Annotated in this window: 11 protein-coding genes; 2 read left to right on the plus strand and 9 right to left on the minus strand. The window is 28.4% G+C overall.

The features are described 5' to 3' along the window. Positions 1-55: 55 nt before the first annotated feature. Entirely contained in the window at positions 56-997 is a 942-nt protein-coding gene (locus BMUR_RS09850) for a TDT family transporter (protein WP_013114411.1), read from the plus strand. A 33-nt stretch (positions 998-1,030) separates the two neighbouring features. On the opposite strand, the gene BMUR_RS09855 is transcribed toward BMUR_RS09850, so the two are convergent. From BMUR_RS09855 to BMUR_RS09880, 6 genes are all read right to left on the minus strand, one after another. Beyond that, complete coding sequence (locus tag BMUR_RS09855; RefSeq protein ID WP_013114412.1) at positions 1,031-1,786, minus strand: type II restriction enzyme; 756 nt, start codon at positions 1,784-1,786, stop codon at positions 1,031-1,033. After that, positions 1,783-2,562 (minus strand): DNA-methyltransferase, encoded by a 780-nt coding sequence (locus tag BMUR_RS09860; protein WP_013114413.1) that lies wholly within the window; start codon positions 2,560-2,562, stop codon positions 1,783-1,785. Before BMUR_RS09860 ends, BMUR_RS09855 begins: the two co-directional genes overlap by 4 nt. 6 nt (positions 2,563-2,568) lie before the next feature. Further along, on the minus strand, positions 2,569-3,843 hold the full coding sequence (gene hisD / locus BMUR_RS09865) for a histidinol dehydrogenase (protein WP_013114414.1): 1,275 nt from the start codon (positions 3,841-3,843) through the stop codon (positions 2,569-2,571). 12 nt (positions 3,844-3,855) lie between these two features. Continuing rightward, the gene (hisG, locus tag BMUR_RS09870) at positions 3,856-4,476 is read right to left on the minus strand and encodes an ATP phosphoribosyltransferase (protein ID WP_013114415.1); all 621 of its coding nucleotides are present in this window, start codon (positions 4,474-4,476) and stop codon (positions 3,856-3,858) included. A 287-nt stretch (positions 4,477-4,763) separates the two neighbouring features. Continuing rightward, positions 4,764-5,594: a pantoate--beta-alanine ligase gene (panC, locus tag BMUR_RS09875; RefSeq protein ID WP_013114416.1), complete on the minus strand. Its 831-nt coding sequence runs from the start codon at positions 5,592-5,594 to the stop codon at positions 4,764-4,766. Between the two features lie 4 nt (positions 5,595-5,598). Beyond that, on the minus strand, positions 5,599-6,060 hold the full coding sequence (locus BMUR_RS09880; protein ID WP_013114417.1) for a hypothetical protein: 462 nt from the start codon (positions 6,058-6,060) through the stop codon (positions 5,599-5,601). Positions 6,061-6,442: 382 nt separating this feature from the next. Between BMUR_RS09880 and BMUR_RS09885 the strand changes: the two genes are divergently transcribed. Continuing rightward, positions 6,443-7,042 (plus strand): PDDEXK family nuclease, encoded by a 600-nt coding sequence (locus BMUR_RS09885; protein WP_013114418.1) that lies wholly within the window; start codon positions 6,443-6,445, stop codon positions 7,040-7,042. Here BMUR_RS09885 and dcm read toward each other — a convergent pair. The 3 genes from dcm to BMUR_RS09900 form a co-directional block, all read right to left on the minus strand. After that, positions 7,037-8,011: a DNA (cytosine-5-)-methyltransferase gene (dcm, locus tag BMUR_RS09890; RefSeq protein WP_013114419.1), complete on the minus strand. Its 975-nt coding sequence runs from the start codon at positions 8,009-8,011 to the stop codon at positions 7,037-7,039. The genes BMUR_RS09885 and dcm overlap by 6 nt on opposite strands. Before the next feature lie 147 nt (positions 8,012-8,158). After that, positions 8,159-11,353 carry an efflux RND transporter permease subunit gene (locus BMUR_RS09895; RefSeq protein WP_013114420.1) on the minus strand — a complete coding sequence of 1,065 codons (3,195 nt, stop codon included), beginning with the start codon at positions 11,351-11,353 and terminating at the stop codon, positions 8,159-8,161. 144 nt (positions 11,354-11,497) lie between these two features. Further along, positions 11,498-12,961: a TolC family protein gene (locus tag BMUR_RS09900; RefSeq protein WP_013114421.1), complete on the minus strand. Its 1,464-nt coding sequence runs from the start codon at positions 12,959-12,961 to the stop codon at positions 11,498-11,500. Between the last annotated feature and the right edge of the window lie 13 nt (positions 12,962-12,974).

A 12,974-nucleotide genomic window follows, 5' to 3' on the forward strand; every position in this document is an offset into this window, starting at 1 on the left:
TATGAGAACCTCTTTTTATAATTCTTAATATATTCAAACAATAAAGTGTAATAAAATGATAAACAAAATTAATAAAATGCCTTTGGCTCTTACTGGTTTGGCACTCGGTATAGGAGGTATATTTAATGCTTGGACTATATTTACTGGTATTAAATATTTTGCTTATATTGGTGCTGTAATTTCATCTATCTTAATACTTACAATTATAACTAAAATATTTTCATCATTTGGGGCTTTTCTTAATGATTTAGAACACCCAGTTGCAGGAAGCACTATTCCTACTCTTGATATGGCAGTTATGGTTATATCATCTTCTGTTGTACAGTTTATAAGACCTCTTGGTATAGCTATGTGGTTTATTGCAATTATTGTGCATATAATATTTGCTTTTACGTTTATAGCACATAGAATTAATTTAAAAGATTTACAGCATATGGTGCCTAGCTGGTTTGTTCCTCCTGTTGGTATAGTTGTTGCAGCAGTTTCTGGTGCTAATATGGGTTTTCCTCAAGTCTCTCAAATAATAGTTTATATAGGAACTGTTCTTTATATTATAATATTTCCTTTTATATTTTATAGAATTATTTTTCATGAACCTTTGCCTGATGACAGATTTCCAGCTTTTGCTGTAATGGGGGCTCCTGCCAATCTTTGTCTTTGCGGTTATTTGACAGCTTTTCAAAATTACAATACTGCTTTGCTTAATTTTCTTTTGGCTTTGGGATTATTTACCACATTTAAGGTTTATTTATCTCTTATAAGGGCTTTTAGAATTAAGTTTATACCTTTGTTTGCAGCTTATACTTTCCCTCTAGCTGTTGGTGCTCAGGCTTTGCTTAAATATGCTAATTATTCAAAAAGTATTAATGGAGAATATGCACATATATGGAGTGCTATAGCTATATTTGAACTTATAGTTGCAAGCATGATGATTATTTATGTCTTCGTAAATATGATGTTCTTTGTTCATAATAATGTTATAAAAGAAAGTAAATAATACTAATTATAATTCTTGTATTTATTTATATAATCAGTTAATAATATATTTAGCTTCTTTATATAAATAAATACTATTATAATTATTTATATCTTTAAATCTAAACTCCCAAATTAAATACTCTTTATTTCTTTTTTCAAAAAATAGTGTTCGTACATTTTTATTTGTATATGATGACCATTGCCTGTATGGATAGTATAATTGTCTTATAATAGTATCTTTAGTTGTTGAGTTTTTAGCTTCTATTAATACAACATTATTTTTACCTTCGTATCCGGCATCAACTTCTGTCTGCACACTCTCAGCTTCTATTAATGTTTTTCCTACATAAAAAGAAAATTTAGGAGTGTATTTTCTTCCTCTTATTGTAAGTACAAGAGTATTATCTTCTGTAAAAGTTCTTATTATACTCGAAGCATAGGCAAAATCTAAATGCTGCATTTCTGAATTACCTACTTTAGCAGTATCTAAATCAAATTCTAATTTTGAATCATATTTTAAAGCTTTAGAAGTTATATCTGGTATATCAATGTATCCTTCTCCTTTTATTATAGCATATTCTCCATTTTTTATAGGAAGTATAAATAATTCTTTTTCTATAAATATATCTGGTCTGCTGTCTCTGTGATCTTGCTTGCATAAAATCCGCACTTCTTTTTCTGAAGTTGTCTTAAAATCTTTAGTAGCATCTTTGATCATTTTAGCATTAATATAAAATGGTTCTTTATAAAAATTATGATTATTTATATTATATTTATCAAATATAGCTTTCCAAGAATTACTACTCATAAAAAACTCTCCTTATTATCAATATCATTAAGTCTTTTATTTGTAAGTTCTATATAATTTTCATCTATTTCTATACCTATATAGTTTCTATTTCCTATTATTTTGCATGCTGCTGCAGTAGTACCAGATCCATTAAAAGGATCCAAAATAGTATCATTTTCTTTTGTTGATGCTAATATTATTCTAGTTAAAAGTTTCAATGGTTTTTGTGTAGGGTGTTTACCATGTATTTTTTCACTTTTTGATGGTGCAGATATTGACCATACGCTTCTCATTTGCTTACCCTTAGATTTTAATTTATCATCTTCAAAATCCATATTCTTCATAAGATCATAATTATAATAATGTTTTGCATTTTTATTTTTTTTAGCCCATAGAATAGTTTCATGGCTATGAGTAAATACCTTACAGCTTAAATTGGGTGCGGCATTAGGCTTATACCAAACTATATCATTTAATATATAAAACCCTAATTTTTCTAATATATATCCGCATTTATATATACTATGATTAGTACCGCTTATCCATATAGTGCCTTCATCTTTTAAAACTCTTCTGCATTTTGATATCCAAGCTTCATGAAAAGCTGTATCTTCTTCAAAACCTAAACTTCTATCCCATTCACCCTTATTTACGCTAACCATTTTACCAGCATGACATGTTATTCCATTATTTGAAAGATTATAAGGAGGATCAGCAAATATCATATCTATAGAGTTTTCTTCTATAGTGTCAAGCACTTCCAGACAATCACCTTTTATTATATTAAAACTCATATATAATTAAAACCTTACTTTTACAGAATTGGCATGTGCTTCTAAACTTTCATGCTCTGCAAAGTTAATTATATTGTCCTTCACTTTTTCTAAAGCATCTTTAGTGTAGTATGTTATATAAGATTTTTTTATAAAGTCATCTACTGATAAAGGAGAAGCAAATTTAGCTGTTCCGCTTGTAGGTATTACATGATTGGCACCAGATAAATAATCGCCCAATGCTTCAGGGGTATAATCGCCCAAAAATATAGATCCGGCATTTTTTATCTTGCTTAATACAGAGAATGGCTCTTTTATGCTTATCTCCAAATGCTCTGGGGCTATTTCATTGCTTATATATACAGACTCATCTATAGTTTCTGTTATTATTATTCTGCCGTTATTTTCTATAGATTCCATTGCTATATCCTTACGGCTTAATTTTTCTAACTGTTTATATAATTCTTCTTTTACTTTTTCTGCTATATCTTTACTTGTCGTTATTAATATGCTTGAAGCTAATTTGTCATGTTCAGCCTGTGCAAGCATATCAGAAGCTATATGTATGGGATTGGATGTCTCATCTGCTATTATTAATACTTCGCTAGGGCCTGCCACCATATCAATAGATACTTCTCCATATACAAGTCTTTTAGCCATAGCAACGTATATATTTCCTGGTCCTACGATTTTATATACTCTTGGAATTGATTCTGTGCCGTAACTTAAAGCTGCTATCGCCTGAGCACCGCCTGTTTTGAAAACTTTATTTACTCCAGCTATTTTTGATGCTGCTAGTATATTATCATTAATTTTGCCCTCTTTGTTTGGAGGCGATACTAATATTATTTCATTTACTCCAGCTACTTTTGCAGGTATTACATTCATAAGCACTGTTGAAGGGTAAACTGCTGTGCCTCCGGGTATATAAACTCCTACTTTTTCTATAGGGTTTATAATCTGCCCCATAACAATACCGTCCTCTTCATTGGTTATAAAACTGTTTCTTAATTGTTTTTTATGGAATTTTTCTATATTGTTATAAGCTAGTTTTAATGTTTCTTTAAACTTTTCATCAACTCTATTATATGCTTCTTCTATCTCTTTTTCTGTTACTCTTAAATTATCTATTTCAGCATTATCAAACATCTTTGCATATTTTTTTAATGCATTATCTCCATTTTGTTTAACATCTTCAAGTATTGCTTTTACCTTTTCATTAACATCATCATAACTGAATTGACTTCTTAATAATATATCATCTAATGACTTACATTCTTTATAATTAATTACTTTTATCATAGTATTGCTTCCTTATAAAACTTCTTCTATATTTTTTACTATTTTTTTTATTAAATCATTTTTAAACTTATAGCTTACTTTATTCACTATGAGTCTTGCACTTATATAATCAATAATATCTTTTATTATTACAAGATTATTTTCTCTTAAAGTACTTCCAGTCTCTACTATATCAACTATAACATCGGATAAATTTAGTATAGGTGCTAATTCAATAGAGCCGTTTAATTTTATTATTTCAACATCTCTGTTTATAGAATTAAAATAATTTTTTGATATATTGACATACTTTGTAGCAACTCTCAATCTTCTTTCAATATCTTCTTTATATCCATTAACAGAAGCCATGCAGACTTTACATTTACCGAATTTCAAATCAAGAAGTTCATATACATCATGATTATTTTCAAGAAGTATATCTTTTCCTACAATACCAATATCGGCAACACCTTTTTCAACATATATTCCTACATCCGAAGGCTTTACTATAAGGTATCTTACATTTTTATCTCTATTTTCAAATACTAATTTTCTGTTATCTTCCAATAGTTCTTTGTTTTCATATCCTATTTTCTCAAATAGAGTATATACTTTATTTACTAATCTTCCTTTAGGTAATGCTATATTAATCATATTTTTATTCTTTTATTTTTAAAATTATTTAAAAATATTATAATGCATAAAGAACATTTTTTCAAATAGTAATATATAAAAAGTTTTTATTTGTAAAAGACAGCTTAAATTTATTAAAATTTAGGCATAATATCATTTTGCTTTATACATTTTAATTATACTGGAATTATTTCATAATACAAAGAAGATTAAAAGTTATTTAAATATTTTAGAATAGTTCATTTTTGATAAAATATAATTGTTTAGATATTCATTGCATAATTCTCTATTTATTTTAGTAGTCAAAATTATTTCAAATGTATATTATCTAATAATCTAGTAGAGCCGCAGTAGCATGATATTAATATAATAGAGTTTTTTGTAGCAGTTTCTACACTAGTTAAAGTATCTTTATCAACAATATCAATATATTCTAATTTAAGCATTTTATGAGTGCGGAGATTATTTCTTATTATATCCATTAAGTAAGAGGATTTTGTGCTTGCTTTTTTAAACTCCTCTCTTGATTCTTTTAATAGTTTATATATTACAGATGCTTCTTCTTTTTCTCTTTCACTTAATAGACTATTTAAACTGCTTAAAGCAAGCATGTTTTCATCTCTTACTATAGGTATAGTTTTTACTGATATATTATACCCTAAATCTTTTATCATTTTTTTTATTAAAAATATTTTTTGATAATCATGCTCTATAAAATAAGCATGTGTAGGAGAGAATATATTAAAAAGTTTTGCTGTTATTGTAACTGCACCCTTATAATACAATGGTCTTTTTATTGCAGATATATTATCCATGTTTATATAAGTGCTGTAATCATCAGGTATCATTTCTTCTACTGATGGTAAGAATAGTGCATCAATTTCTAATTTTTCTAAAGTCTGTTTATCATTATTTATATTTTGAGGGTATTTTTCTATATCTTCTACTTTTGTAAATTGAAGCGGATTAATAAATATACTTACTATAACTATATCACATTCTTTTTTGGCTTTTTTTATTAATGAAATATGCCCTTCATGCAAAGCTCCCATAGTAGGTATTAAAGCAATAGAAGAGTTTGTATTTTCATTGATAAATTTATAAGCACTTTTTATACTTTTTAAGATATTTAAGGACATAAATCTAATCCATTTTTTTCATAATTTTATCCTGATTTGTAGCAGGTTCATAAAAATATAATGCCAGTATTGTTTGAATTGGAAACATTATAACAGCTTCAATAAACATACTAAAACGTCTTATAGTAAATATGATATCTTTTTTTAATACAAATACATTTAATATATAAAGTATTTTTGTAACAGCAAATGCTAAAAATAGAATTATTATTAAAAAGTAAGGCAGTGTATTTGGTGCTGGAAGTATACTAATATATTTAGGTATTTCATTATTATTAGCATTAACAATAAAAAGATATATTCCAAAAAGATATACAAAAGTAAAAAAAACATCTAATATAACTGTAACTATTGCGGCATTTTTATATGATATTTCTGGATAAAGTAAAGTACCGCATGAACGGCATTGTTTTGCATATTTATCGTTTATAGTTTTACAAGATTTGCATTTAATAGTTTTAGCCATAATTTTATTGAGCTCCTTAATTTAATCAGCTTCAAAGTATATTAATTTTTTGTTAATAATAATATTTATAAATAGCAAAATTGTCAACTATGATATATAAAAATAAAAAATTATTTATCATGTTTTAATTTATTCCGTTAGTTAATCAATGTATATAAATTATAATTGTAGATCTTTGTTAATATTAGGAGTATTACTTATGCCTGCTTCATGGAAATAACTTGAACAAAAGTGTTTTAACTATTTACAAAGTATATATAAAAATGTTAATTTTAATCTTGTAGGAGGATCAAATTCTAATATTTCTGATATAAAAGTAATTGATAAAAACTTTTTTATTGAAGTAAAATCTCCAAGTGCTCAATGCGGACAATTTGTAGTTTTGGAAAATGAAAATAATTTTCAATATTCGGATAAAAATAAAACTTCTGTAAATCAATATTCAAATTATATAATAGATTATATGAATATGAATTTTGAAGTGTTTCATAACGTAGGTACTAAAGGTGTTTATCTTGAAGGTATTAGTAAAGAAATCTTTTATTCTTGGATAATAGATTTTTATAAAGCTAAAAATACTAAATATTTTATTACTAAAAAAATAGATTATATTATTATTCCATTAGAAAAAATACATGAATATTTTTATATAAAAGCATGCTATAGAGTAAAGAAAAGCGGTTCATCAGACCCTTCTAATAAAAATATAGAAGAAATAATATATTTTTTAGAAAATTATAATATTGAATTTAAATTAGAGATTGATGGTAAAAAACTTTATATTATTACCGAATATAATATAGTAAATAAAATAAAAATTAATGATTATACATATCAGTTTAATAAAATATCTGAATATAAATATAATGTTAGAAGATTATCTAATACAAGTAATGCTAATGTTATATTTTCTATAAAGCTTATAAAAAATTATCAGGAAGAAGAAGATTTAATTAGCTTTTTGGAAGATATAAAATCATGATATATGTTCTGCTATTTTTATAGCTATATACTGAAGAACATCTATAACAACGGAGTTCCCAAATTGCTTATATGCTTGATTTTTATTATCTATTATTTTAAATGAATCAGGATATCCCATTATTCTTGCACATTCTCTAGGCATAAGTTTTCTGCATTTTCCATTAATTAGATATCCCCCCGTTTTTGAGAATATTCCTCCTCCATCAGCAGACAATGTAATTGCAGATCCTTTAATGCTGTATATCCTTTCTCCTTGTCCGCCCTTATTTATTATACCTAAACGAATGGATTTTTTACTGTATTTATCATCTTTTATATAATTCATAATAATATCATTTCTATTAATATAAGCTTCATTAGGTATTTGATTTTCTTCTAATAAAAAATCTTCTAAGTGTTTTATTAATTCTATTGGTTTAGGAAAATCAAATTTCTTGATGTTTAAATCTTTTCTAAAACATACTATATAAATTCTTTCTCTTTTTTGAGGTATTCCGTAATCTGAAGCATTAAGAACTTTATAATAGAAATCATATCCAAGTTCATTCATAATTTTTATTATTGTATTTAATGTTCTTCCATTATCATGTCTTACCAGATTTTTTACATTTTCCATAAATACAACTTTAGTTTTTTGATGTTTTAGAATTCTAGCTATATCAAAAAATAAATTTCCTCTTTTATCTTCAAAACCTTTTTGTTTTCCGCTTATAGAAAATGCCTGACATGGAAATCCAGCACATAATATATCATGAGCGGGTATTAATTTTTCATCTATTTTAGTAATATCATCATCTGGAATATCTCCAAAGTTTTTATAATATGATTCTTTTGCAAATTTATCCCATTCATTAGAATAAACACATTTTGCTCCAAGTGATTCTAATGCTATTCTAAATCCGCCTATTCCAGCAAATAGATCTATAAATGTTTTATTTTCTAAAAGTTTATTTTCTATATTTATCATATTTGATGTATTATAATTTATTTATATAAAAATTCAATTATTTATTAAAAGCGATAGTTAAAAAACATAAGTTATAAAAATTATAATCCCTGACATTTCTTAAAAAATATCAGGGATTATTAATAATTATTTTTTATAAGAATTAAATTAATTTGCCGTAGTTGTTATAGTAGTGGTAATCTCATCTGAAGGATTTTTAGTAGGAGGAATTTTTATTAATTTCAAGTCGAACATAATCATAAACATACAAGGTAAGAATATGAGTGTAAGAAGTGAAGCAAATAAAAGCCCATAAGCCAATGCCATAACTATAGGAATAATAATGTCGGCTCTGCCGCCTATACCATATACAGTAGGTAAAAGCCCTACAACAGTAGTAACTGTGGTTAAAAATACAGGACGAAGACGCTGTTTAGTACCATCAACAATAGCTTTGGCAACCCCTTTTTTACCTCCTTCTACACCTTCATCTATGATTTTGTTAATGAGGTCAACAAGTATGATACCATTGTTTACTACAACACCCGCCAAACCAATAATACCTACAACACCCATAAATGATAAAGGCATTCTATGTATAGCAAAACCTAATAATACCCCAATTAAACCAAATGGTATAATTATCATTATCATAATAGGCTGTATGAATCTGTTTAACTGTAAAAGCAGTACAATGTATACAAATATGAATGCCATAGCAAAACTGAAAGCTAACTGTTTTAATGCCTTAACAGTTTCTTTAGCTTCACCGCCGAACTCTAGCTTTAATCCTCTGTATTGTTTTGAGAAGTCTTTATATTTTTCTCTAACAGCATTCATTACCTGCTGAGATGTATTTTGTCCATATTCAATATCTGCTGTAATAGTTATTGTTCTCTGTCCATTATAGTGCATTAATGTTGCAAGACCATCTGCAGGTTCTATAGTCGCTAAATTATGAAGATAGAGAAGTCTTCCGCTTGTGTTAGGTATTAGAAGATTAGTAAGATATTGTGTATCATAAGTATATTTGTCATCAAATACTACTCTGAAGTTAAGTTTATTTTCAAGCTCCTGTATATATGTAGCTTCAGTACCATAATATGCAGTTCTAGCTTCATTAGCTACAGTAGCTACATTCACTCCAAGTTCTGCTATTTTATCATAATCGAGCATAATTCTTAATTCTTCTTTACCGACTTTGTCATCATCATCAATGTTAATAACTCCAGGAACAGTAGCTAAAAATGCTTTTATATCTTCTTTAGCTTTTTTAGCAAGCTCAGTATCGTTTCCTACTATTTTTATATCTACAGGATCTCCCGGGTCAATACTTCCTTTAGTATTCATACTGAATATAGGAACAGTTTGTCTTATATCAGTTTTATCTATTTCAGCATTTATTAAAGCAACAAGTTCATCAGCAGTTCTGCTTCTTTCGGCAGCAGGTACTAAATAAACCATAATACCAGCCAAACTTCCTTTTTCCTCAGATACAACCTCTTGATCAACCTGCTTTCCTACAAGTGAATATAAAGCCACAAGCTCTTCTGGTTTTACAACATTTAAAACAGCATCTTCTATTTTAGCTATTTCTTTTGTTGTAACTTCTTTAGTAGTACCAGTAGGCATTTCTATATTGATAACTATAGTATCAGCACTTGTATCGTATATAAGTACGAAGTTTTTGAAACTGCTTTGTGCCAAAAATATTGAAGCTATAAGAAGTGCAACAAAAAAACCTATTACAATATATCTTATATGAATTAATTTTTCTAATGCTGCACCAAAAGGTATTTTCATTTTATCGAATAAAGCATCTTTGTCGAAATCGAGAGGATTTTTAAATTTGCTTTTCTTTTTAGGTTTGTATGATTGGTATTTATCTTCTTTGTCCTGCAATTGGTTAGGCAAAAGCAAAGTAGCCTGAAGCATACTAACAACAAGAGTAAATATAACTATTCTTGGGAAAAGGTTTAATATTTTACCCATCATACCGCTTATTGTAAGCATAGGGAAGAATGCCGCAACTGTTGTAAGAGTAGAAGCCACCATAGGCATAACAACATCGCTTACAGCAAGCCTTGTTGCTTCAAGTCCCTTATATCCAGCCTGTTTGAAGTTGAATATATTTTCTGATACTACTATTGAGTTGTCTACTATCATACCAAGTACTGTAATAATAGCCGCTAATGACATAGTATTAAATGTTATTCCTGCTACCTGCATGTATATAAAACATGAGAACATAGTAATAATCATACCCAAACTTGTAAACATAGCACTTTTGAAATCTAGGAATATTATTAATGTTATGAATATGATTATAAATCCCTGAATAAGGTTTGAAGTTACAATACTTAAAAGAGATTTTATGGTTCTTGAATTATCTCCCATAACAGATACTTGAATATTATCTGGTATCAAGTCAGCATTATCTTTTAAATATTGGTTTACTGTTTCAATAGTTTTAAGAATGTCCGCATTTTCATTTTTTACTACTGATAAAGAATAACCAGGAGATTTGTTTACTCTCATGTATACAGTTTTATCTTCAAATCCTTCTTCAACATGTCCTATATCACTTACTCTTACTCTTTGTCCGTTAAATGTAGAACGTATGACAGCATTGCTTGCTTCTAATGGATTTTGGAACTCTCCGTAAGTTACAACAGTCTGTTCTTTTCCTCCAGATTCCATATCACCGCCAGTAGCTCTTACATTTCTTACACTAAGAGCATTTACAACATCGCTTAAAGCTATATAGTTCTGCCTCATTTTTATGGGGTCTACATAAACTTTAATTTCAGGATCAGTTCTTCCATCTATTCTTATTTCGCCTACACCTTCAAGCCTTACAAGTTCATTTTCAAGCATTTGGCTTACATCAAATAATTCTCTTTCATCGCCTTCCATACCCTCTTTAAAGTGAACAGCCAATGTATATATAGACATTTTATTAGGGTTTAAGTCATATGTTGTAACCTCTTCAACATCTTCTGACAAGTCCGGAACATTCTGCATTTGTCTGAATATTTCATCTTTAACAGGCTGTCTGTCTGGAAGAGTTTCATCTAATGTTACTAATATTATAGCAACGTTTTCAATAATTGTAGTTTCATATTCATCTATACCAGCTATAGCCTGAAGTTCTTCTTCTATAGGTATAACAGCGTTCTGCTCTACATCAAGAGGGGTAGCTCCGGGGTATGTTACAGCTACAAGCATTTTATCTAAATCAGTTGAAGGTATTGATTCTTTTTGCAAGTTAAAATAGTAATATCCTCCAACAAATAATATTGCCATTACTATTATATTTACAAGCATAGTTTTTTTGGCAAAAAATACTATAATTTTTTCCATATATTGCAGCATCTCCTATTTTTTTGTTGTTTATATTGACTAAAAATTTAAAGATTTAATCATTTGGAGGCAATTGAGAATCAGCCTCCAAATGATTTTATATATATTCCTCTAAATCCTTATGAAAATTGCTAAAAATATTTTTTATTCATAATCAATTGCAAGCAGAGCCCTATAATCAAATATTGTCGTTATAAACTCATACTGAAGATTCAAAAGTTCTGTCTGCGTTGCAACTAAATCCAATCTTGATGTAAGCAAATCATCAATTTCCAAACGTCCTTGGTCTAATTTTTGAAGCTGAGTTGCTATTCTTGAATTAATGGCTCTTATCTGCATTTGCTTGCTTGCTATTAAATTTTTATAAGCATTAAATCTTGAAATATATGTTTGCAGCTGCGTATTAAAATCTTTTTCCAATTGATCATACTGAGCTATAATTCCATATAAAGAGTTTTCAGCCATTTGATACTGTGCTTTATTTGCTCTGTTTCCTATAGGGTATGAGAACTGAACTCCTGCAAAGAAGTCAACATTTGTCATACTGCCGAAAGACTTAAAATATCCGTCGCTGTTTGGACTAAGTCCATTTAAACTTACACTTCCTACTAAGTCTAAATTAGGCAAAGTTCCATTTTTCATAACTTCAAGTGTATATTCTGCTCTTATCTTTGACTGATATGCAATTTGTCCGTTTACACTGTCTGCGAATGGTACACTTTCCATCTGCATATTGCTTCCCAAATCTAAATAAGCGTCCCAAGTAGTGTGATCTGGTTTTATGTTAGTTACCGGCATAAAGAAACTTACAGTAGCTAAAAGACTATCTAAATAAACCTGATTTTGAGCATAGTAGTCGCTGTATACCATAGTCTGAGTTCTGGCATTCTGATAGGAGTCATTATCTATAAGTCCGTTGTTATATCTGTCTCTCATCTGATTTTCAAATCTTTTCGCAGTAATATACATGCTTCTGTAGTATGCAAGAAGTTTTTCATACATTATCCATTGATAATAAATTTTCTGATATGATACTATAACACTCGCATCATCTAATTTTCTTTGAAGTTTTGCTATAGCAAGAGCATATTCAGCATCTTTAATAGGGTATCTGTCCAATTTACCGAAAAAATTTCTCAAAAGAGGCTGAGTAACTTCTATTGTTAGCGAAGGAAGATAATTATTAAAATCTACCGAATTAACACCATCAGGGTATAATTTCCCTCCCAAAAAAGAACTATGAGTTAAATTAACAGACCAAGTAGTTCCGCTGTATGGTATTAATGATCCCACACCAATTCCAGCCTGTATTCCAGCCGCTTCTACTGTAGGACCTGCTGTTGTTGAAGCAGTGCTTCCGCTTGATAAACTTCCGTATTTTCCTACAGCACCAAGCTGAGCAGATAAATTAACATCTCCAGAACTTTTGGCACTAAGAAGATTCATTTCAGCATTAGTTTCAGTAACAGCATTTATTTTTAATTCAGGAATCTGATCTCTTATAGTTTCCATATATGCCGCATAAGTTAATGTATTGGTCTGAGAATATAACATATTCACAGTAAAAAACATTAATAAAAATATTGTAAGTTCTATTTTGATTTTCATTAGCACTCCTTAA

It is taken from the genome of Brachyspira murdochii DSM 12563 (assembly GCF_000092845.1).
Taxonomy (GTDB): Bacteria; Spirochaetota; Brachyspiria; order Brachyspirales; family Brachyspiraceae; genus Brachyspira; species Brachyspira murdochii.